Source organism: Streptomyces microflavus, assembly GCF_014650075.1.
GTDB lineage: Bacteria > Actinomycetota > Actinomycetes > Streptomycetales > Streptomycetaceae > Streptomyces > Streptomyces microflavus.
Window position 1 is genome coordinate 116,978 of sequence record NZ_BMUG01000001.1, and the last position, 21,689, is coordinate 138,666.

Here is a 21,689-nt window from a genome sequence, read left to right on the forward strand (position 1 = left end):
ACCTCCAGTGGTCACCCTGTACAGATAGCCCCGCCATCATGGCGACCGACTGCACACATTGACCAGCCGATACGCGAACTATTGCGCACCTTGCGATGCGGGGAGAGCCTTCGAACATGACTGAGACTCTGCACACCAGCCCCGACACCGCAGCGCAGGCCGACCGCTTCCCGGTCAAGGGAATGGACGCGGTCGTCTTCGCCGTGGGCAACGCCAAGCAGGCCGCGCACTACTACTCGACCGCCTTCGGCATGAAACTCGTGGCCTACTCCGGACCGGAGAACGGCAGCCGCGAGACCGCGAGTTACGTCCTGACCAACGGCGCCGCCCGCTTCGTCTTCACCTCCGTGATCCGGGCGTCCACCGAGTGGGGCACCTTCCTCGCCGACCATGTCGCCGAGCACGGCGACGGTGTGGTCGACCTCGCCATCGAGGTCCCGGACGCCCGCGCCGCCTACGCGTACGCCGTCGAGCACGGCGCCCGCGGTCTCACCGAGCCGCACGAGGTCAAGGACGAGCACGGCACCGTCGTCCTCGCCGCCATCGCCACCTACGGCAAGACCCGCCACACCCTGGTGGAGCGCTCCGGCTACGACGGCCCGTACCTCCCCGGTTTCGCTGCGGCCTCCCCGATCGTCGAGCCGCCCGCCAAGCGCACCTTCCAGGCCATCGACCACTGCGTCGGCAACGTCGAGCTCGGCCGGATGAACGAGTGGGTCGGCTTCTACAACGAGGTCATGGGCTTCACCAACATGAAGGAGTTCGTGGGCGACGACATCGCCACCGAGTACTCCGCCCTGATGTCGAAGGTCGTCGCCGACGGCACGCTGAAGGTGAAGTTCCCGATCAACGAGCCGGCGATCGCGAAGAAGAAGTCGCAGATCGACGAGTACCTGGAGTTCTACGGCGGCGCCGGCGTCCAGCACATCGCGCTCGCCACCAACGACATCGTCTCCACGGTCCGCTCGATGCGCGCGGCCGGTGTGCAGTTCCTGGACACCCCCGACTCGTACTACGACACCCTCGGCGAGTGGGCCGGCGAGACCCGGGTGCCGGTCGAGACCCTGCGCGAGCTGAAGATCCTGGTCGACCGCGACGAGGACGGCTACCTGCTGCAGATCTTCACCAAGCCGGTCCAGGACCGTCCGACCGTCTTCTTCGAGATGATCGAGCGCCACGGCTCCATGGGCTTCGGCAAGGGCAACTTCAAGGCCCTCTTCGAGGCGATCGAGCGCGAGCAGGAGAAGCGCGGCAACCTCTGAGCCCAGCCTTTTCACGGATACATACGCCACCGCGGTCCGGGGCAGCACCCCGGACCGCGGTGGCGTACGCCGTTTCCGGCAGCCGTTCTGTTTCCGGCAGCCGTTCCACGGAGTCCGTCACGGAGACTTCGAGGCGTCGGCCTCCACCGCCGCCGGGCTGCTCGGGGCCGCCTTCGACGGGGCGGGGGCCGTCTTCGAGGGGGCCGGTGCCGGGGCCTCCGGCCGGGGGGACTCCAGCTTCGGCTCCTGTTTCCGTTCCGGCCTCTGCTCCGGCTCGGATTCCCGCTTCGGCTCAGGGACGGGCGCCGGAGGCGGCGGGGGCGGCGGCTGCGTGTCCCCCGGGCCGCCCGGCGACGGCTCACCGAGCGTCTCCAGCGCCTCCCGGGCCTTCGGTGCGTCCAGCGGCGAGAAGGCCGGGTTGGTGCGGAGCGCCTCCTCCAAGTGGCGGCGGGCCGGACCGTACTGCGCCAGCTGCTGTTCGATCACGCCCAGGTGGTACGCGTACGAGGCGTTCCGCACCCCCGTGTCCACGGCCTGCTGCGCGTACTCCAGGCCCTCCTCCGACTTGCCCGCCCGGTGCAGCGCCCAGCCCAGCGCGTCCGCCACCGCCGCACTGCGGTGCTGCTTCTTCCACTGGCCGCGCAGCAGCTCCACCGCCACCGCCGGGTCCCCGTGGTCGCTCTCGTAGCGGGCCCGGATCACGGACTCGTCGACCCCGGCTGCCTTCGCCTGCTCCAGCAGCCCGCCCAGCTTCTCGTACTGGCTCCGCGCGTCCCCGTCGAGCTCCAGGGACTCGTACAGCTCGCCCAGTTCGAGGACGTACTCCGGGCGCGGGAGCCCGGTGACCGCGCTCTGGTACGCGGCCAGCGCCTCGTCGGTGCGCTCCAGCGCCACCAGGGCCCGCGCCTTTCCCGCCAGGGACGCGTGGTGGCCGGAGTCCGTGCGCAGCGCCGCGTCGAACTGAGCCACCGCCTCCTCCGGCTCGCCCCGCTCCCAGGCCAGCTCGCCGAGCCGGTGCAGCGCCTCGGCCTTCTCGGCCGGCTCCTTCGCCCGGTCCGCGGCCTCCCGGGCGGTGGCCAGCGCGTCCTCGCGCCAGCCCTGGCCCCGGTAGAGATCGGCGGTGCGGGCCAGCGCCGGAACGCCCTTGCGCAGCTCGCCGAACTTCTCCGTCGCCGCGGTCGCCGCCTTCCGGTCCCCGAGACCGGTGTACGCGTCGATGAGGACCGGGTACACGCTCCAGGCCTTCGGGTCCTGCTTCCGTACCGTCTCACCCCACCGCTTCGCCGCGAGGAAGTCGTGCCGGGCGTTGGCCAGCGCCGCCATCCCCACCCACGCCTCCCCGTTGCCGCGCTCACCCGGCCGGGCGTCCAGCGACCGCTTCAGCGCCTCCTCGGCGCGCCCGTAGTACGCCGCGTCCGCCGAGCGCCGCCCCCACTCCACGTACGCCGAACCGAGCGTCGCCCACGAGGGGGCGTCGTCCGGGTGGGACTCCACCCACTTCTGCCGGTCCCCGATCAGCGCGGTCAGGTCCGAGAGGGAGGCGGGGGAGCCCGCGGTCGCCGCCGCCTCGGCCCGCTCCACCGGACCCGGCTCCTTCGGGGCGTCCCGGTCCCCGTCCGGCACCGCCACCAGCGCACCGGCCAGCAGCACACCCGCCGCGACCGCCCCGAACGCGGCCCGGCGCAGCGTCGTCCGCAGGGTGGGAGGGGGCGGGGGTACGGCGGTGGCGCCTTCGGCGGGCATCGCGTAAGGGTCGTGCGGGTCCTGCGGGGACGGCTCGGGCGGCCGGCGGGACTCGGGATCCTGCTGGGGCATGACATCCATGGCCATCACTGTGCGTCAGTCATACGAGCACACCGCGCCTTGGGATCGCCCCCGCCGACGGGTTCACACCATTGGCCCCCGGGTGCCACGCTGGAACCATGAGCGATCTTCTCGAACGCCTGCGCACGGAGCTCCCCGCCGAGGCCCTGATCACCGACCCGGACGTCACCGCGTCCTACGCCCACGACATGGCGAGCTTCTGCGAGGCCGGCACCCCGGCCGTCGTCGTGCTCCCGCGCACGGTCGAGCAGGTCCAGCACGTCATGCGCACCGCCACCGCGCTGCGCGTCCCGGTCGTCCCGCAGGGCGCCCGTACCGGCCTGTCCGGCGCGGCCAACGCCTCGGACGGCTGCATCGTGCTCTCCCTGGTGAAGATGGACCGGATCCTGGAGATCAGCCCGGTCGACCGGATCGCCGTCGTCGAGCCGGGCGTCATCAACGCGGTGCTGTCACGCGCGGTGAACGAACACGGTCTGTACTACCCGCCGGACCCCTCCAGCTGGGAGACGTGCACCATCGGCGGCAACATCGGCACCGCCTCCGGCGGCCTGTGCTGCGTGAAGTACGGGGTCACCGCCGAGTACGTCCTCGGTCTCGACGTCGTCCTGGCCGACGGGCGGCTCCTGACCACCGGCCGCCGCACGGCCAAGGGGGTCGCCGGGTACGACCTCACCCGGCTCTTCGTGGGTTCCGAGGGCAGCCTCGGGATCGTCGTCAAGGCCGTCCTCGCGCTCAAACCGCAGCCGCCGCAGCAGCTCGTCCTCGCCGCCGAGTTCCCCTCGGCAGCCGCCGCCTGTGACGCTGTGTGCCGGATCATGGAGCGCGGTCACACCCCGTCACTCCTCGAACTGATGGACCGGACGACCGTGCGTGCCGTCAACGAGCTGGCGTCCATGGGGCTGCCGGAGACCACCGAGGCGCTCCTCCTCTGCGCCTTCGACACCCCCGACCCGGCGGCCGACCTCGCCGCCGTCGGAGCGCTATGCACCGCCGCCGGAGCCACCGAAGTGGTCCCGGCCGATAATCCCGCCGAGTCCGAACTCCTCCTCCAGGCCCGCCGGATGTCGCTCACCGCGCTGGAGACCGTCAAGTCGGCCACGATGATCGACGACGTCTGCGTACCGCGCTCCCGGCTCGGCGCGATGCTGGAGGGCACCGCCGCCATCGCGGAGGAGTACGGCCTGACCATCGGCGTCTGCTCCCACGCGGGCGACGGCAACACCCACCCCGTCGTCTGCTTCGACCACACCGACCCCGACGAGTCCCGCCGGGCCCGCGAGTCCTTCGACGCGATCATGGCGCTCGGTCTGGAACTGGGCGGGACCATCACCGGCGAACACGGCGTCGGCGTCCTCAAGAAGGAGTGGCTCGCCCGCGAACTGGGCGAGACCGGTATCGAGTTGCAGCGCGGTATCAAGGCCGCCTTCGACCCGCTCGGCCTCCTCAACCCCGGCAAGCTCTTCTGATCCCCGCTCTTTGCGGGGGCCCTCACACCTCACCGTCCTGGGACGGCGACTCGTCCGCCGACCACGGGTCGCTCAGCCACAGATCGTCCGCCGGCAGCGGGGCCAGCAGCTCCGCCAGCGCCTCGTCGATCCCGAGCCGGTCGCTCTCCGTGCCCGGCGGCACCACCCGCAGGGTCCGCTCCACCCAGGCGGCCACGGCGGCCGAGGGCACCTCCAGGAGGGCGTTGCCGTCGGGGGAGGTGAGGGCCACGCAGATCACGCTGCGGTTGTCGATCTTCGTCGGCCAGATCCGTACGTCCCCGTGCCCGCACGGCCGGAACACCCCTTCCACCAGCAGCTCCCGGGCGAACGTCCAGTGCACGGGCGACTCGGAGCCGATGTGGAAGGCGATGTGCACGGCGTACGGGTCGTCGGTGCGATACGTCAGCCGGGCGGGTACCGGGATGGACCGCTCGGGGGACAGGACGAGCTTCAGCTCCAGCTCACGTTCCACGATGTTCATCATGAGAATGCACGACCTTCCGGTGCTCGTGGGCCGGTCCCATGACCGTCCCGCACAAGGAGAGAGCGCCCTCCCCGCCACCTATTACGCGACTTCTCAAAAAAACTTCGATCCGTGGCGAAAGTGGTCCCAAACAGGTGGACCGGCCCGGGGATACGTGGCGGTCTGATAGATGTGGACCCTTGTATTGAGGCCGTCCGCCCTCCCGGCGCCGAACGGCCTGAGGCCTCGAAGAGATACGGGACCCGCTGATGAGCGCGCCAACTCCGGCACCCGGTGACGACAGCCCCCGTGAGGGCTACTACCCCGATCCCTCCATCCCCGGTTACGTCCGGTACTGGAACGGCGCGTCCTGGGTCCCCGGTACGAGCCGGCCCGCGCCCCAGCAGGCCGCTCCGGTGGAGGAGACCGGGCCGATCTTCTTCGACGAGGAGGAGGGCCTCCCGGCCGGTTCCGCCGAACCCGCCGCGGACCGCTCCGACGCCGGGTCCGTCTGGCAGGCGGACTCCGCGCGCCAGACCGGCTTCGGCGGCGAGCGGGACCGCCGGGTCGCGTGGGGCGGCCCGGCGCCCGACCCCGCACCGGCCCCTGCCGACCCGCGGGCGCCCCTCGCGCAGGACCCGACCGGCGGCGTGCTGCCGGGGATGCGGGACGGCGGCCGGGCACCCCAGGAGGCGGGGATGCGCCCGCCGGCCGAGGGGACGGTCACGATCCGCGCGACGGGCCCGCAGGCCGGTGCCGTACAGCCGAACGCCTCCCTGTCGAACGCCGGTACGCCGCAGGGGCCGCAGAACGTGGGCGCGGCGCAGGCCCCCGCCCCTCAGGAGGCGCGGCAGGGACCGGTCCAGGCCCCCGCCGCCACCTCCGTACCCACACCGTCCCCGGCCCCCGCCGCCACCCCCGTACCTCCGGCGGCCCTGCACACCCCGCTCACTCCGGGCCCCGGCGGCGGCTCGGCGTCCTGGGCGCAGCAGGTCCACCGACTGGCCCAGCCCGAACCTCAGCAACAGCAACCGCAGCAGCAACCCCAGTATCAGCAGGCGCACCAGCAGCAAGCCCCCCAGCAGCAACAGGCACACCCCCAGCAGCCGCTCCACCCGCTGCCCCACCAGCAACAGCAGTCCCCGTTCGCGCAGTCCGGGGCGGCGGACCAGCCCGTCGTGCCCTGGAAGCCCCCGGCGGCCGACGACCCCTTCCAGCAGCTCGTCCGGGCCCAGGCGGCGGCCAGGCCCGCCGGGCTCGGCAAGCGGTTCGCCGCCCGGCTGGTCGACAACCTGGTGCTCGGCGCGGCCGTCGGCGCGGTGGCCGTCCCCCTGGCCACCCAGGCGCTGGACCACATCGACCAGAAGATCACCGCGGCGAAGCAGACCGGCGAGACCGTCACCGTCTGGCTGCTGGACTCCACCACCGGGGCGCTGCTGGGGGCCCTGCTCGCGGCCTTCCTCCTCCTCGGCTTCCTCCTGGAGGCGCTGCCCACCGCCAAATGGGGCCGGACGCTCGGCAAGAAGCTCTTCGGGCTCGACGTGCGGGACATCGAGTCCCACGACGCGCCCACGCTGGGGGCGGCCCTGCGTCGCTGGCTCGTCTACGGCGTGCTGGGGCTCCTGGTCATCGGCGTGGTCAACGTGCTCTGGTGCCTGATCGACCGCCCGTGGCGCCAGTGCTGGCACGACAAGGCGGCCCGCACGTTCGTGGCGGGCTGAGCGCCCTGGGCCGACAGGCCTGAGCGCTGAACGTGCTGGGCGGGCGGCCCCCGCGGCCCCGCCGTAGACTCGTATGCCGCCCCGCGTCCCCCGAACGCACCTGAGCCGTTGCGGGCCCCGGTGGCACGGGGTGCACTGCCCCCATGAGCAACGACCAGCCGACGCCCGGCCAGCCGCCCGAGGACGACGATCCGTTCCTCAAGAAGCCGCAGGAGCCCCCGCCGCCGTCAGACGGTCAGCCGCCTTACGGGCAGCCCCCGTACGGAAGTGCGCCGCCCCCTCCGCCGCCTCCGCCCCCGCCGAACGACCCGTACGGGAGCGGCGGGGGTTTCGGGGCGCCGGACCCGCTGGCGGGGATGCCGCCGCTGGCCGAGCCGGGCAAGCGGATCCTGGCGCGGCTGATCGACTTCCTCATCATCTCGATCCCGCTGTACCTGATCTCGCTGCCGTGGGGCGGCGCGGTCGACGTCACGTCCGACAACGGCGACGACGGTTTCGGCGACGCGATCAGCAACTCCTACAGCGGCCACCAGTTCCTGTGGTCGCTGATCGGCCTGGTCGTCTACGTCGCCTACGACACGTACTTCACGCACAAGGACGGCCGGACCCTGGGCAAGCGGCTGCTGAAGCTGCGCGTGGCCATGCTGAACGACGGCCGGGTGCCCGACGTCGGCTCGTCGCTGATGCGCGCGGTCGTGCTCTGGCTTCCGGCGCTGCTCTGCTGCCCCTGCCTGTGGTGGCTGATCAACATCGTGCTGATGTTCACGGACAAGCCCTACCGGCAGGGGCTCCAGGACAAGGCGGCCAAGACCGTGGTGGTCGCGGCCCGCTAGGGCCTGTCCGGCCCTGATCCGCCGGACACGCCCTGGCTCAGCGGCGCAGCGAGTGCTCGCCCGCCCGCTGGGACGAGCGGGCGGCGGGCACCCGCTCCCGGGCGCCGATGCCGTCCAGGGCGTGGTGCGCATGGGCGGCGGCCGCCCGGGCCGCTCCCTGGTGCGCAGCCCGGCCCGGTGCGGTCCGCTGGGGCTGGGGCAGGCGCACGGCCACCAGCAGGCCGAGCGCGAGCGCGGTGGTGCCGGCGAGGGCCACGCCGATCCCCGATTCCGTACCGGAGAGCAGGAGCAGGGCGAGGGTCGTCACGACGACGGTGGCCGAACCGTAGACGAGCTGTGCGGCAGTCGGACGCGGCATGGCGGTTTCCGTCCTCGGGACGTCGGATGGGCGGGCGGTCGGCACGTTGGGGGGATGTCTTCCGACCCTACGACGGTGGATGCCCGACGGGGACCGGTAGTAAGCGTGACCTAACCCCCGGTACCGGTGCACAGGGGGCGCACGGAGTCACGCCTCTCACCAACCGGACGGCACGACGCGCCCGTTGGCGGTGATCCTGTCCGCATACCGGTAAAGCGCTCCTACATAGTGCACTTGGTCTGTTCAAGTCAAGGTCTGTCTTTTCTCTCGCAACTCCGATCGAATGTCGTCACTTGTGACGCGTTTACGCGCGCGGCCCTCTCCATACCCCCCTGGCCGCTGCGCGGACGCCCGGGGAGGACTGCATCAAGTGACCAATCAGAGACGGGCGCTTCGCGCCGCTGCTGTTGTCGTGGCCATGGCCGCCACCGCAGCGACGGCGTCGACCTTCGCCACCGCCCAGGCGCATGACACCACGTCAGGCTCCGCCGCTTCTTCCGTCGACCGCCGTGACCCGGCGCCGGCGAAGGGGCATGTGGAGCACAACCTCGAAGGCCCCTTCAGCGAGCAGCAGGCAGCGCAGCGGGAGGCCGCGCTGGAGCAGGTGCTCTCCGGGGACAAGAAGGTGACCACCCGCAGCGGCTCCAAGGTCGTCAAGCTCGGCGACAAGAAGTACGTGGAGCTCGGCCGGGAGAAGACCGACAAGATCTTCACCATCCTGCTGGAGTTCGGCGACCAGGTCGACGACACCACGCTGTTCGACCCGGACGGCGACGGCCCCAAGCCGCCGGTCAAGAAGTTCGGCGGCACCCCCGGCCCGGCGCACAACAAGATCGCCAAGCCGGACCCGAAGAAGGACAACAGCACTGCCTGGAAGGCCGACTACAACCAGGCGCACTTCGAGAAGCTGTACTTCGGCGAGGGCAAGAACGTCCACTCGCTCAAGACCTACTACGAGAAGACCTCCTCGGGCCGGTACTCGGTCGACGGCGCGGTCTCCGACTGGGTGAAGGTCCCCTACAACGAGGCCCGCTACGGCTCCAACTACTGCGGCCAGTCCAACTGCGCCAACGTCTGGGACGCGGTCCGCGACGGCGTCAACGCCTGGGTCGCCGACCAGAAGGCCAAGGGCCGTACGGACGCGCAGATCAAGGCGGACCTCTCCGAGTACGACGAGTGGGACCGCTACGACTTCGACGGCGACGGCAACTTCAACGAGCCGGACGGCTACATAGACCACTTCCAGCTGGTCCACGCCGGTGAGGACGAGTCCGCCGGCGGCGGCGCCGAGGGCCCCAACGCCATCTGGGCGCACCGCTGGTACGCGTACGGCACCAACGCGGGCGCGACCGGCCCGGCCGACAACAAGGCCGGTGGCGCGCAGATCGGTGACACGGGCATCTGGGTCGGCGACTACACCGTCCAGCCCGAGAACGGCGGCCTGGGCGTCTTCGCCCACGAGTACGCCCACGACCTCGGTCTGCCGGACCTGTACGACACCTCCGGCGGCGGCGAGAACTCGGTCGGCTTCTGGTCCCTGATGTCGGCGGGCTCCTGGCTCGGCACCGGCAAGGGCGAGATCGGCAACCTGCCGGGCGACATGACCTCGTGGGACAAGCTCCAGCTGGGCTGGCTCGACTACGACACGGCCAAGGCGGGCAAGACCTCGCTGCACAAGCTGGGCGTCTCGGAGTACAACACCAAGGACCCGCAGGCGCTCGTCGTCGAGCTGCCGGCCAAGGCCGTCACCACCACCGTCGTCAAGCCCGCCGAAGGTACGAAGCAGTGGTGGAGCGACCGGGGCGACAACCTGTCGAACACCCTGACCCGCTCGGTCGACCTGACCGGCAAGTCGTCGGCGAAGCTGGACCTTTCGGGCTGGTACGACATCGAGGCCGACTACGACTACCTCTACACCGAGGTGTCCGACAACGGCGGCACAAGCTGGACCGCGCTCGACGGCACCGCCGACGGCAAGGCCATCCCGCGCGACGCCAGCGACAAGCCGGCCCTGACCGACGTCTCGGGCGCGTACAAGAAGCTCTCCTTCTCCCTCGACGCCTACGCGGGCAAGAAGGTCGACCTCCGCTTCCGCTACCAGACGGACGGCGGCGCGGGCGGCAAGGGCTTCGCGGCCGACGAGATCACCGTCACGGCCGACGGCGCCACCCTCTTCTCGGACAACGCCGAGGGTGACGACAACGGCTGGACCGCTAAGGGCTTCTCGCGGATCGGTGAGTCGTTCTCGCAGGAGTACCCGCAGTACTACATCGCGGAGAACCGGCAGTACGTGTCGTACGACGAGACCCTCAAGGTCGGCCCGTACAACTTCGGCTTCGCCAACTCCCGCCCCGACTGGGTCGAGCACTACGCGTACCAGACGGGTCTGCTCGTCTGGCAGTGGGACACCTCCCAGAAGGACAACAACACCTCCGTCCACCCGGGCGAGGGCCTGATCCTTCCGGTCGACTCGCACGCCAAGCCGCTGAAGTGGAAGGACGGCTCGGTCGTGCGCAACAAGATCCAGCCGTTCGACGCCCCGTTCAGCTGGTACCCGAACAAGGGCTTCACGCTCCACAACGCGGACGTGCCGCTGAAGATCCAGCCCTCGCTGGGCAACCCGGTCTTCGACGACCGCAAGGGCACCTACTGGTACAAGGAGAACCCGACGGGCAGTGTCAAGGTTTCTGACACGAACACCCGCATCTCCGTCCTCCTGGAGCCGGCCAGCGGCTCCTCGGTGACCGTGCTGGTCAGCCCCTCGGGCCGATAATTCCATAGAACCGCAGGTCAGAGCATGATCGGCCGTCGCCCTCTAGCGGGCGGCGGCCGATCGTGTTTAGGTGCGTCTTGTTCACATCCTTATTGACACGACGTCTCACGGGGGAGTGCGGAGCATGGCAGGCGGAGGTTTCTGCAGGTTGCCGAACGGCACGGTGGTGGTGGCCCTCACCCTCACCAGACCGACGGAGGGCGCACCCTCCTGCGTCGGTACGGGGGCGGGCCCAGGGGCCCCGGTACGGGTGCTGGTCCACGCGGTGAACCGGGCGCGCGCCCTGACCAGGCTGCGCAATCTGGGGCTGCGGGCGGTCTACCTGCGCGGCAACGCAGCACCGCCGACGCCGGACGAGATCACGGCGGTGCTGCACCACCCGGACGGCCTGCTGTGGCGGGCGGCGCCCCAGTCCGGCCAGGAGCTGTGGCACCCGATCAGGGCCCTCCTGGGCCCGGCGGGACACGCCGGACCCGCCCGCCCGGCGGCGTAGGGGCGGGCTCGCACAGGGCCGTGGCGGGGCTGTGGCGGGGGCGTGGCGGGGCTACAGGGCCTCGGCCACGACGGGCTTCCCGGAGAGCTTCACGCCCGCCGTCCGGAGCTCGTCCAGGGCCCGCTCGGTGGTCGCGCCGGAGACCCCGGCGGTCAGGTCGAGCAGCACATGGGTGACGAAGCCCTCACGGGCCGCGTCCAGGGCGGTGGCCCGTACGCAGTGGTCGGTGGCGATGCCGACCACGTCGACCTCGGTGACGGACCGGTCGCGCAGCCACTGGGCGAGGCCGGTCCCGTTCTCGTCGGCGCCCTCGAAACCGCTGTACGCGGCCGAGTAGGCGCCCTTGTCGAAGACGGTGTCGATGGCCCCGGAGGCGACGGCGGGCGCGAAGTTCGGGTGGAAGCCGACGCCCTCCGTACCGGCGACGCAGTGCACCGGCCAGGAGTGCTCGAAGTCCGGGGTGTCGGAGAAGTGGTCGCCGGGGTCGACGTGGTGGTCCCGGGTGGCGACCACGTGCCGGTAGCCGGGCTGGGCCTCACCGATGAGATCGGTGATGGCGGCGGCGACGTCGGCACCACCCGCCACCGCGAGGCTGCCGCCCTCGCAGAAGTCGTTCTGAACGTCCACGACGATCAATGCGCGGTGCATGGCGGGTGTCCTTAGGTGGGGAGAGCGGTGATGTTCCGAAGTTCACACTTCACGGGGATGTCAACGAGCGTAGAGACTAGGGGCTGACAATCAACCCCCTACCCACTCCCGCCGCCCCAGCCCGTCCGGGCCCCATCCAGCCCGTCCGGCGTTTGAGGACGGAACCCTCGCGGCGGGGCCCCCGCACCTTCTGAGGCTCAGCACCTTCCGAGGCCCAGGGCCTCACACGTACTCCGTCCCGATCACCGGCTCCCCCCGGGACAACTGCATCGCCGACATCGGCAGCCCCGCCCGCGCCACGACATGCCGCTCCCGCGCCGCCTCCAGAGGCTCCCGCGCGACGACCTCCCCGCCCCGCACCAGCTCCACCAGGAGCTCCCGCCCGGCCAGCTCCTCCGGCACGGGCCCGGTGCCGATCACCTCGGCCTCGGCGGCACCGTCCTCGTCGGTCCGGCGCGCGGCCCACTTGCGACCGCCCTTGGACGACTTCGCCCCGAGCGACTTCTTCGCCACCGGCACCAGCGGGGCATCCGGCTCCGCCGACCCGGCGCGGGCCACCAGCTTGTAGACCATCGAGCACGTGGGGTGCCCGCTCCCGGTGACCAGCTGCGTGCCGACCCCGTACGCGTCCACCGGCGCGGCCGCCAGCGAGGCGATCGCGTACTCGTCCAGGTCCGAGGTCACCACGATCTTCGTGCCCGTCGCCCCCAGCTCGTCCAGCTGCTGCCGCACCCGGTGCGCGACCAGCAGCAGGTCGCCCGAGTCGATCCGTACGGCTCCGAGCTCGGGCCCCGCGATCTCCACCGCCGCCCGCACCGCCTCGGTCACGTCGTACGTGTCGACCAGCAGCGTCGTGCCCCGCCCCAGCGAGTCCACCTGCGCCCGGAACGCGTCCCGCTCGGTGTCGTGCAGCAGGGTGAAGGCGTGCGCGCTGGTCCCCACGGTCGGGATCCCGTAGCGGAACCCGGCCGCCAGGTCGGAGGTGGCGTCGAACCCGCCGACGTACGCCGCACGCGCCGAGGCCACCGCCGACAGCTCGTGAGTCCGCCGCGCCCCCATCTCGATCAGCCGGCGGCCCCCCGCGGCGGCCGACATCCGCGAGGCGGCGGCCGCGATCGCGGAGTCGTGGTTGAGGATGGAGAGGATCACCGTCTCCAGCAGCACGCACTCGGCGAAGGAGCCCTCCACCCGCAGGATCGGCGAGCCCGGGAAGTACACCTCGCCCTCCGGGTAGCCCCAGATGTCGCCGCTGAAGCGGTAGTCCGCCAGCCATTGCAGGGTCGGCTCGTCCACGATGTGCTGCTGGCGCAGGAAGCCGATCATCTCGTCGTCGAAGTGGAAGTTCTCCACCGCGTCCAGCACCCGCCCGGTGCCCGCGACGACTCCGTACCGCCGCCCCTCGGGCAGCCGGCGGGTGAACGCCTCGAAGACGGAGTGCCGGTCGGCGGTGCCCGCCTTGAGGGCCGCCTGCACCATCGTCAGCTCGTACTGGTCGGTGAAGAGCGCGGTCGACGGAACGCCGACCCGTCGCCCGAGGTCCGCTGAGTTCATGGCTGGGATGCTACCCCCTATTCGTCAAAGTGACGAGATGTGGGGTCCGTTTGTGCGCGGGGACCGCCCGGGTGGCAGCATGGGACAGGTGAGCGTTGCTACCCCCGTAGAGATCGAACGTCCCGATTCGGCCGAGGAGACCTTCGCGGTCCCCGAGCCGGACGTCCCGTGGGTGACGCTCGTCCACAACGACCCGGTCAATCTCATGAGCTATGTGACCTATGTCTTCCAGGCCTACTTCGGCTACCCCAAGGACAAGGCGCACAAGCTGATGCTCGACGTGCACCAGAAGGGCCGCGCCGTCGTCTCCAGCGGGAGCCGCGAGGAGATGGAGCGCGACGTCCAGGCCATGCACGGTTACGGGCTGTGGGCCACCCTCACCCAGGACCGGAACTAGTCCCTCCAGGGCTTCGCCCGCCCTCCGCCCTTCCCTGCCCCGTTCGATCCACCATCGGAGAATCCATGGCCGGCCATTTCGAGGCCACCCCGGGCGGCGGCGCGGCCGTCGCGCTCGACGAGGTCGAGATCTCGATCCTGCGCTCCCTCGCCGTGCAGCTGCTCGAACTGATCGGCCCGGGTGACACGCCCGCCGAAGGTGAGGACCCGCTTGCTGCGCTCTTCACCGAGGGGCCCAGCAAGCCGCCGTCCGACCCGGCCCTGGCCCGGCTCTTCCCCGACGCGTACGGGGGGCCCGACGGGTCCGCCCCGCAGGAGAAGTCCAAGGAGGAGCTGCGGGAGCTGTCCGCCGAGTTCCGCCGCTTCACCGAGAACGACCTGCGCTCCCGCAAGCGCGAGGACGCCCTCGCCGTCGTCCGGACGCTGGACGCCCTCTCGCCCGCCGGGGGCGGCGGAGCCGTCCTCACCCTCACCGCCGACGAGTGCCGCTCCTGGCTCGGCTCGCTCAACGACCTGCGGCTCACCATCGGCACCCGGCTGGAGGTCTCCGACGAGGACGAGGGCGAGGACGGCTCGCTCTACCGGCTCCCCGACAGCGATCCGCGCAAGCCCATGGTGATGGCCTATCTGTGGCTCGGGGCGCTCCAGGAAACGCTCGTCGAATCACTCATGCCGTAATCCGCCGGCTGCCCCACCGGAGAGCCGGGAAAGGCTTCCTGTTCGCTCAACGGACGCTCAGATCCGGGTAACGATCCCCCCAAGTCATTGATGGCATTCATGGGGGATGGGGTTCCTTGTCCCCTTTTGCCTGTGGGATGCGCCACAGAATGTCCCGTGGTGTCCTGTGACGGCCGTGATAAATCTTCACGATCGCCCGGGGACGCCACCCCTGTTCCCGGGGCCGCCACAAGCCGGCCGAACGCCGGTGGCACTCCATCCATATCCGGGGGGATCAGGACCTGATCCGCAGCCTTGCAGGCGCGGATCGGCGTGGAGAAAGGCGCACCACACATGACATCGGCACAGGTCGACGAGGGACAGGCCGACAAGGGAAGGCCCGGCGCGGAAGCCGGAGAAGCCGAGACCGGTGGCGAGGGGTACCAGCGCGGTCTGGGAGCCCGTCAGATCCAGATGATCGCCATCGGCGGAGCCATCGGAACAGGGCTCTTCCTCGGCGCGGGCAAAGCGATCGACCGGGCCGGACCCAGCCTCATCCTGGCCTACGTCCTCGCGGGCCTGGTCATCTTCTTCATCATGCGGGCCCTGGGCGAACTCCTCATGTACCGCCCGGTTTCCGGCTCCTTCTCGGAGTACGCCCGCGAATTCATCGGACCGTTCTTCGGATTCGTGACCGGCTGGACGTACTGGCTGTTCTGGGTCGTCACCGGAATCACCGAAGTCACCGCCGCGGCCACCTATATGACGTACTGGTGGGACATTCCGCAGTGGCTGTCCGCACTCGTCTTCACCGTCATTCTGTACGGCGCCAACCTGATCTCCGTGAAGCTCTTCGGTGAGCTGGAGTTCTGGTTCTCCATGGTCAAGGTCACCGCGATCGTCGGCATGATCCTCATCTGCGCGGGCGTCCTGACCCTCGGCTTCTCCGACGCGGGCGACACCGCCACCGTCTCCAACCTCTGGAACGACGGCGGGTTCTTCCCCAACGGCGTCGGCGGAATGCTCATGACGCTCCAGATCGTCATGTTCGCCTTCCTCGCCGTCGAACTCGTCGGCGTCACCGCCGGTGAGTCCAAGGACCCCAAGACCGTGCTGCCCAAGGCCATCAACACCGTGCCGTGGCGCATCGCCGTCTTCTACGTCGGCGCGCTGATCATGATCCTGTCGGTTGTGCCGTGGTCCACCTTCAAGCCGGGCGTCTCGCCGTTCGTGAAGGCCTTCGAGGAGATGGGGCTCGGCGTCGGCGCCGCCATCGTCAACTTCGTCGTCCTGACCGCGGCGCTCTCCTCCTGCAACTCCGGCATGTACTCCACCGGCCGCATGCTCCGCGACCTGGCCCTCAACGGACAGGGCCCGCGCGCCTTCACCAAGCTGACGAAGAACGGCCTGCCGCTCACCGGCACCACCTTCTCCGCCGCCCTGATGCTCGTCGGCGTCTGGATCAACTACCAGTGGCCGGGCGAGGCGTTCAACTACGTCGTCTCCTTCGCGACCATCTCCGGCATGTGGGCCTGGATCATGATCCTGTTCAGCCAGATCCGCTACCGCCGCCTCGCCGACCGGGGCGTGCTCCCGCAGTCCTCCTTCAAGGCCCCGGGCGCCCCGTACACCAGCTGGTTCGCACTCGCCTTCATCGGCATGGTCATCGTGATGATGGCGGTCGACAAGGACGCCAGGATCTCGCTCTACTGCGCCCCCATCTGGGCGCTCCTCCTCGGCGTCTCCTACCTGGTGCTCAAGTCGCGCAACCCGGAGAACACCGCCTTCGTCAAGCGCTGAGCCAGGCTTCGCCCAGCACCGACCCCGAGGGCGGGCCCGTCGACCACAGGCCCACGACCACCCTCCTCCCGGACCGCCCCGGCCACCCCCCCCACGGCCCCGGCGTCCACCATGCGGGCCCTCCCGTACCACCCACCGGTACGCGAGGGCCCGCATGCCTATCCTCTTGCCATGCTGACCATCACCCAGGCGCTCCACGACCAGATCGTCGCCCACTCCCGCGCCGACCACCCCGACGAGGCGTGCGGTGTGGTGGCGGGCCCGGCCGGAACGGGGCGCCCCGAGCGCTTCATCCCGATGCTCAACGCCGCCCGCTCGCCCACGTTCTACGAGTTCGACTCCGGCGACCTCCTCAAGCTCTACCGCGAGATGGACGACCGCGACGAGGAGCCCGTGATCATCTACCACTCCCACACCGCGACCGAGGCCTACCCCTCCCGCACCGACGTGACGTACGCGAACGAGCCCGGCGCCCACTACGTCCTGGTCTCCACCGCCGACACCGACGGCGCCGGCCCCTTCCAGTTCCGCTCGTACCGCATCGTGGACGGCGAGATCACCGAGGAAGACGTGCAGGTCGTCGAGGCGTACTGAGCGCCCGGGTACGTCGCGGAGCCGCGGCACGGGTCTGGCACACTGCACCCCAGACCCGACCACAAGGCAGCAGGAACCAGGAAGCCGGTGCGAATCCGGCACGGTCCCGCCACTGTGACCGGGCCCCCTCCCGTGCGGAGTGACGTACCGGAGGGTGGCCCGGAAGCCAGGAACTGGCCCGCCGCCTTCTCGCATCGACCAGGGGACGCGGAAATCCCCCGGAGAGGCCCCGCCATGTCCCGGCGCACCCCCGCGCTCATAGCCGCCGCCGTGCTGCTCCCGCTCGCCCTCACCGCCTGCTCCACCCCGGAGGGCGACGAGCCCACCGGGAACAAGGCCGCGGCGAAGAGCGACGGCTTCCCGTACACCGTCACCAACTGCGGTGTCACCACGACCTTCAAGGCCCCGCCGAAGCGCGTGGTCACCATGAACCAGCACGTCACCGAGATCATGCTGGAACTGGGCCTGACCAAGTCCCTCGTCGGCACCGCCTACCTCGACGACAAGGTCCTGCCGAAGTACGAGAAGGACTACGCGTCCGTCCCGGTCATCGCCAAGGAGTACCCCTCCTACGAGCAGGTCCTCGCCACCAACCCCGACTTCGTCTACGGCGGCTACGCCAGCGCGTTCGCGGCGGGCGACGGGCGCGGGCGCGAGGCGCTCAAGAAGTCCGGCATCGAGACCCGGCTCAACACCGAGAGCTGCGCCAAGGCCGACACCCCGATGGAGACCCTCTACGAGGAGGTCCGCGAGGTCGGCCGCACCTTCGGCGTCACCGACCGCGCCGAGGCCTGGATCAAGCAGGCCAAGGCCGACAACGCGGCGACGGCCGAGAAGCTCAAGGACCTCAAGGCCCTCCCCGTCTTCGTCTACGACAGCGGCGACAAGACCGCGTTCACCGCGGGCGGCAAGGGCATCGGCAACGAGCTGATCAAGCGCGCCGGCGGCACCAACATCTTCGCCGACCTCGACAAGTCCTTCGGCGACGCCTCCTGGGAGAACGTGGTCGCCCGCAAGCCCGAGGCGATCGTGATCTACGACTACGGCTCCACCACCGTCGAACAGAAGAAGAAGCGCCTCCTCACCGACCCGGCCCTCGCCGACGTCCCCGCCATCAAGAACAAGCGGTTCGCCGTCATGCCGCTCTCCGACGCGGTCCTCGGCGTCCGCGTCCCCGCCGCCGTCGAGAAGCTCGCGGCGCAGCTCCACCCGGCGGCCACCACCCCGTGACCTGCCGCACCCCCGCACCGCGGCGGCTGCTGCGCTACACCCTGGTGGTCGGCGTCCTCGCCGTACTCCTCGCAGCCGCCGTGGTCGCCGCCCTCGCCCTCGGCTCCGTCCGCATCCCGCCCGGCCAGGTGCTCGACATCCTGACCGGGCGGGCGGAGGCGAGCCCCTTCCGCACGATCGTCCTGGACGTCCGGCTGCCCCGGGTCCTGCTCGGGATCGTCGTCGGCGCCGGACTCGCCGTCATCGGTACCGTCCTCCAGGCCCTCGTCCGCAACCAGCTCGCCGACCCGTTCCTCCTCGGCGTCTCCTCCGGCGCCTCCACCGGCGCGGTCCTGGTGATCGTCCTCGGCATCGGCGCCACCCTCGCCACCACCGTCACGATCCCCGCCGCCGCCTTCGTCGGCGCGCTGCTCTCGCTGCTGCTCGTCTACACCCTGGCGCGCGGCGGAGGCGGCCTCACCACCAACCGGCTCGTCCTCGCCGGGGTCGCCGTCTCCTACATCCTCTCCGCCCTGACCAGCCTGATCCTGGTCACCTCCGCCCGCGCCGACCACCTCCAGGAAGTCCTCTACTGGACCCTCGGCGGCCTCGGCGCGGCCCGCTGGGACATGCTCGCGCTCCCCACCATCACCCTGGTCGCCGGCACGGCCGTACTCCTCACCCTGGCCCGGCCGCTCGACCTGCTCCTGGTGGGGGAGGAGGGCGCGACCGTGCTCGGCCTGGACACCGCCCGCTTCCGGGCCGCCGTCTTCGTCCTCGCCTCGCTGATGACCGGGGCGCTCGTCGCGTACAGCGGGGCCATCGGCTTCGTCGGCCTGATGGTCCCGCACATGGCCCGGATGGCGGTCGGCGCCTCGCACCGCGCGCTGCTCCCGGTCGTCGCGCTCGGCGGGGCGGTGTTCCTGGTCCTCGCCGACCTGGCCGCCCGGACCCTCGCGGCCCCGCAGGACATCCCGGTCGGCGTCCTCACCGCCCTGACCGGCGGCCCGTTCTTCCTGTGGATGCTGCGCCGCCGCCCCGAGGGAGCGCCCGCATGACGTTGTCACTCTCCGAGGGAGCCCGCCCGTGACCACCCTGCGCACCGAGGGCCTCTCGTACGGGGTCGGCGAAGGCCGCCACCTCGTCGACGCCGTCGACCTCACCGCCGCCGACGGCGAGACGGTCGGCCTGGTCGGCCCCAACGGCAGCGGCAAGACCACGCTCCTGCGCTGCGTCTACGGCACCCTGCGCCCCACCCACGGCCGGGTCCTCCTCGACGGCGACGACCTCGCCACCCTCCCCGTGAAGGCCCGCGCCCGCCGCATCGCCACCGTCCCGCAGGACGGCCACGCCGGGTTCGAGCTCACCGTAGGCCAGGTCGTCGCGATGGGCCGCGCCCCGCACAAGCGGTTCTGGGAGGCGGACAGCGCCGCCGACACCGCGCTCGTCACCGACGCCCTGGAGCGGGTGGGGATCGCCGCACTCGAACCCCGTACGTTCGCGTCCCTGTCCGGCGGCGAACGGCAGCGCGCCCTGGTCGCCCGCGCCCTGGTCCAGCAGCCCTCGCTCGTCGTCCTGGACGAGCCGACCAACCACCTGGACATCCGCTACCAGCTGGAGATCCTCTCCCTGGTCCGCGACCTGGGCACCACCAACCTCCTCGCCCTGCACGACCTGAACCTCGCCGCCTACTACTGCGACCGGATCTACGTCCTCAAGCACGGCCGCGTCGTCGCCTCCGGCACCCCGGAGGAGGTCCTCACGGCGGAGCTGCTGGGCGAGGTGTACGGCGTCGCCGCCGAGGTCAGCACCCACCCGAAGACCGGCGCCCCCACGGTGATCTACCTCCCGCAGGACCACACCGGGCAGCATCAGTCCGCATAGTGGTCGCTCACCATCCACGATGTGGGATCACACTCGGGTTTCCGGACCGGGAATCGATACGATGCCCGCATGGTTCCCCATGACGTGAGCAACAGGACGCCGGGCACGCTGCTCGTCGCGCGGCTGCACGTCGACCTGTGCAGGCTCGCGAGCGCGATCTGTCCGCCGCCCGCGGCCTGCCCGTGAGCCGCCCGGCCTGAGTCACGGTCCGCGCGAGCCCCACCCGTACGCACCACGCACCACACCCCCTGCGCGGGGGAAGAAACGCGCGCCCCACGCCACCTCCCCGCTTTCGACAGGAGCCCACGCCATGGCCATCGAGGTCCGCATCCCGACCATCCTCCGCACCTACACCGACGGCGCCAAGGCCGTCGAAGGCAACGGGGACACCCTCGCCGACCTCTTCGCGGACTTGGAGAGCCGCCACACCGGCATCCGTGAGCGACTCGTCGACGGCGCGAACGGCGACCAGCTCCGCCGCTTCGTGAACGTCTACCTCAACGACGAGGACGTCCGCTTCCTCGACGGCATCACCACCAAGCTCACCGACGGCGACAACGTCACCATCCTCCCGGCCGTCGCCGGCGGCATGCGCTGATGCGGTACGACTCCCCGCTGGCGGCCGTGGGGAACACCCCCCTCGTCCGCCTCCCGCGGCTGTCCCCGTCCGAGGACGTCCGCATCTGGGCCAAGCTGGAGGACCGCAACCCCACCGGCTCGATCAAGGACCGCCCCGCGCTCCACATGGTCGAACAGGCCGAGAAGGACGGCCGGCTCACCCCCGGCTGCACCATCCTGGAGCCCACCAGCGGCAACACCGGCATCTCGCTCGCCATGGCGGCCAAGCTCAAGGGCTACCGCATCGTGTGCGTCATGCCGGAGAACACCTCGCAGGAGCGGCGCGACCTGCTCGCCATGTGGGGCGCCGAGATCATCCCCTCCCCGGCCGCGGGCGGCTCCAACACCGCCGTACGCGTCGCGAAGGAGCTGGCGGCGGAGCACCCGGACTGGGTGATGCTCTACCAGTACGGCAACCCGGACAACGCGGGCGCCCACTACGCCACCACCGGACCGGAGATCCTCACCGACCTCCCGTCCATCACGCACTTCGTGGCGGGCCTCGGCACCACCGGCACCCTCATGGGCGTCGGCCGCTACCTCCGCGAGAACCGCCCGGACATCCAGATCGTCGCCGCCGAACCGCGCTACGACGACCTGGTCTACGGCCTGCGCAACCTGGACGAGGGCTTCGTCCCCGAGCTCTACGACGCCTCGGTCCTCACCACCCGCTTCTCGGTCGGCTCCGCCGACGCGGTCACCCGCACCCGCGAACTCCTCCAGCAGGAGGGCATCTTCGCGGGCGTCTCCACCGGCGCCGCGCTCCACGCGGCGATCGGCGTGGCCAACAAGGCGGTCAAGGCGGGGGAGAGCGCGGACATCGTCTTCGTGGTGGCGGACGGCGGCTGGAAGTACCTGTCGACGGGCGTCTACACGGCGGAGACAACGGAAGCGGCCATCGAAACGCTCCAGGGCCAGCTCTGGGCGTAAGCCGCAGTTCCAGCCCGTCCGCACCATCCCAGCCGGTCCGCACCATCCCAGCCCGTCCGCACCATCCCAGCCCGTCCGCACCATCCCAGCCCGTCCGGCGTTTGAGGACGTCTTTTCAGCCCCTCCGGCGCTTGAGGAGCGGGGCCCGGGGCAGCGCCCCGAAAGGCCCCCCCCCCCCCCCCCCCCCC

21 protein-coding genes and 1 riboswitch are annotated in these 21,689 nt (G+C 70.9%); of the genes, 16 read left to right on the forward strand and 5 right to left on the reverse strand.

The genetic code is table 11. The annotated features are described in order from the left end of the window. The first annotated feature begins 116 nt into the window (after nucleotides 1-116). Complete coding sequence (hppD, locus tag IE264_RS00460) at nucleotides 117-1,262, forward strand: 4-hydroxyphenylpyruvate dioxygenase (RefSeq protein WP_015608838.1); 1,146 nt, start codon at nucleotides 117-119, stop codon at nucleotides 1,260-1,262. Between the two features lie 117 nt (nucleotides 1,263-1,379). On the opposite strand, the gene IE264_RS00465 is transcribed toward hppD, so the two are convergent. Then, a complete protein-coding gene (locus tag IE264_RS00465) occupies nucleotides 1,380-3,086 on the reverse strand; it encodes a tetratricopeptide repeat protein (protein WP_032759100.1) in 1,707 nt (568 codons plus the stop codon). A gap of 98 nt (nucleotides 3,087-3,184) precedes the next feature. Between IE264_RS00465 and IE264_RS00470 the strand changes: the two genes are divergently transcribed. Next, nucleotides 3,185-4,552 carry an FAD-binding oxidoreductase gene (locus IE264_RS00470; protein ID WP_031125187.1) on the forward strand — a complete coding sequence of 456 codons (1,368 nt, stop codon included), beginning with the start codon at nucleotides 3,185-3,187 and terminating at the stop codon, nucleotides 4,550-4,552. A gap of 22 nt (nucleotides 4,553-4,574) precedes the next feature. Here the strand turns inward: IE264_RS00470 and IE264_RS00475 are convergent, their stop codons facing one another. Continuing rightward, nucleotides 4,575-5,057, reverse strand: coding sequence for an SsgA family sporulation/cell division regulator (locus IE264_RS00475; RefSeq protein WP_032759074.1), 483 nt, complete (start codon nucleotides 5,055-5,057; stop codon nucleotides 4,575-4,577). 248 nt (nucleotides 5,058-5,305) lie between these two features. Here IE264_RS00475 and IE264_RS00480 point away from each other — a divergent pair, with 248 nt between their 5' ends. Further along, the gene (locus tag IE264_RS00480) at nucleotides 5,306-6,757 is read left to right on the forward strand and encodes an RDD family protein (protein WP_032759075.1); all 1,452 of its coding nucleotides are present in this window, start codon (nucleotides 5,306-5,308) and stop codon (nucleotides 6,755-6,757) included. A 143-nt stretch (nucleotides 6,758-6,900) separates the two neighbouring features. After that, complete coding sequence (locus tag IE264_RS00485) at nucleotides 6,901-7,590, forward strand: RDD family protein (protein ID WP_032759076.1); 690 nt, start codon at nucleotides 6,901-6,903, stop codon at nucleotides 7,588-7,590. Nucleotides 7,591-7,627: 37 nt separating this feature from the next. On the opposite strand, the gene IE264_RS00490 is transcribed toward IE264_RS00485, so the two are convergent. After that, complete coding sequence (locus IE264_RS00490) at nucleotides 7,628-7,948, reverse strand: hypothetical protein (protein ID WP_032759077.1); 321 nt, start codon at nucleotides 7,946-7,948, stop codon at nucleotides 7,628-7,630. A 370-nt stretch (nucleotides 7,949-8,318) separates the two neighbouring features. Here IE264_RS00490 and IE264_RS00495 point away from each other — a divergent pair, with 370 nt between their 5' ends. Together IE264_RS00495 and IE264_RS00500 are read left to right on the forward strand one after the other, a co-directional pair. Further along, nucleotides 8,319-10,721: an immune inhibitor A domain-containing protein gene (locus IE264_RS00495; RefSeq protein WP_032759078.1), complete on the forward strand. Its 2,403-nt coding sequence runs from the start codon at nucleotides 8,319-8,321 to the stop codon at nucleotides 10,719-10,721. A 124-nt stretch (nucleotides 10,722-10,845) separates the two neighbouring features. Next, nucleotides 10,846-11,214 (forward strand): hypothetical protein, encoded by a 369-nt coding sequence (locus tag IE264_RS00500; protein WP_015608830.1) that lies wholly within the window; start codon nucleotides 10,846-10,848, stop codon nucleotides 11,212-11,214. Nucleotides 11,215-11,265: 51 nt separating this feature from the next. On the opposite strand, the gene IE264_RS00505 is transcribed toward IE264_RS00500, so the two are convergent. Both IE264_RS00505 and IE264_RS00510 read right to left on the reverse strand, forming a co-directional pair. Next, nucleotides 11,266-11,862 carry an isochorismatase family protein gene (locus IE264_RS00505; RefSeq protein ID WP_031125183.1) on the reverse strand — a complete coding sequence of 199 codons (597 nt, stop codon included), beginning with the start codon at nucleotides 11,860-11,862 and terminating at the stop codon, nucleotides 11,266-11,268. A gap of 222 nt (nucleotides 11,863-12,084) precedes the next feature. Next, nucleotides 12,085-13,413 carry a nicotinate phosphoribosyltransferase gene (locus IE264_RS00510; RefSeq protein WP_015608828.1) on the reverse strand — a complete coding sequence of 443 codons (1,329 nt, stop codon included), beginning with the start codon at nucleotides 13,411-13,413 and terminating at the stop codon, nucleotides 12,085-12,087. Between the two features lie 79 nt (nucleotides 13,414-13,492). On the opposite strand from IE264_RS00510, the gene clpS reads away from it, so the two are divergent. The 10 genes from clpS to IE264_RS00555 all read left to right on the forward strand — a co-directional run bounded on the left by clpS (nucleotide 13,493) and on the right by IE264_RS00555 (nucleotide 21,501). After that, nucleotides 13,493-13,810, forward strand: coding sequence for an ATP-dependent Clp protease adapter ClpS (clpS, locus tag IE264_RS00515; RefSeq protein ID WP_031125181.1), 318 nt, complete (start codon nucleotides 13,493-13,495; stop codon nucleotides 13,808-13,810). A 65-nt stretch (nucleotides 13,811-13,875) separates the two neighbouring features. After that, entirely contained in the window at nucleotides 13,876-14,487 is a 612-nt protein-coding gene (locus IE264_RS00520; RefSeq protein WP_032759080.1) for a DUF2017 domain-containing protein, read from the forward strand. 333 nt (nucleotides 14,488-14,820) lie between these two features. Beyond that, nucleotides 14,821-16,266, forward strand: coding sequence for an amino acid permease (locus IE264_RS00525; protein ID WP_031125179.1), 1,446 nt, complete (start codon nucleotides 14,821-14,823; stop codon nucleotides 16,264-16,266). A gap of 171 nt (nucleotides 16,267-16,437) precedes the next feature. After that, nucleotides 16,438-16,860 (forward strand): M67 family metallopeptidase, encoded by a 423-nt coding sequence (locus IE264_RS00530; protein WP_032759081.1) that lies wholly within the window; start codon nucleotides 16,438-16,440, stop codon nucleotides 16,858-16,860. An 18-nt stretch (nucleotides 16,861-16,878) separates the two neighbouring features. Beyond that, nucleotides 16,879-17,056, forward strand: a riboswitch (cobalamin riboswitch). Nucleotides 17,057-17,094: 38 nt separating this feature from the next. Further along, nucleotides 17,095-18,090 carry an ABC transporter substrate-binding protein gene (locus tag IE264_RS00535; RefSeq protein ID WP_032759083.1) on the forward strand — a complete coding sequence of 332 codons (996 nt, stop codon included), beginning with the start codon at nucleotides 17,095-17,097 and terminating at the stop codon, nucleotides 18,088-18,090. After that, the gene (locus tag IE264_RS00540; RefSeq protein ID WP_032759084.1) at nucleotides 18,087-19,127 is read left to right on the forward strand and encodes a FecCD family ABC transporter permease; all 1,041 of its coding nucleotides are present in this window, start codon (nucleotides 18,087-18,089) and stop codon (nucleotides 19,125-19,127) included. Before IE264_RS00535 ends, IE264_RS00540 begins: the two co-directional genes overlap by 4 nt. Before the next feature lie 28 nt (nucleotides 19,128-19,155). Beyond that, complete coding sequence (locus IE264_RS00545; protein WP_032759085.1) at nucleotides 19,156-19,953, forward strand: ABC transporter ATP-binding protein; 798 nt, start codon at nucleotides 19,156-19,158, stop codon at nucleotides 19,951-19,953. Between the two features lie 69 nt (nucleotides 19,954-20,022). Continuing rightward, entirely contained in the window at nucleotides 20,023-20,139 is a 117-nt protein-coding gene (locus IE264_RS38620) for a putative leader peptide (RefSeq protein WP_319348922.1), read from the forward strand. Nucleotides 20,140-20,263: 124 nt separating this feature from the next. Then, the gene (locus IE264_RS00550) at nucleotides 20,264-20,551 is read left to right on the forward strand and encodes a MoaD/ThiS family protein (protein ID WP_032759087.1); all 288 of its coding nucleotides are present in this window, start codon (nucleotides 20,264-20,266) and stop codon (nucleotides 20,549-20,551) included. After that, nucleotides 20,551-21,501: a PLP-dependent cysteine synthase family protein gene (locus tag IE264_RS00555; protein ID WP_015608819.1), complete on the forward strand. Its 951-nt coding sequence runs from the start codon at nucleotides 20,551-20,553 to the stop codon at nucleotides 21,499-21,501. The genes IE264_RS00550 and IE264_RS00555 overlap by 1 nt, the downstream gene beginning before the upstream one ends. Nucleotides 21,502-21,689 lie beyond the last annotated feature (188 nt).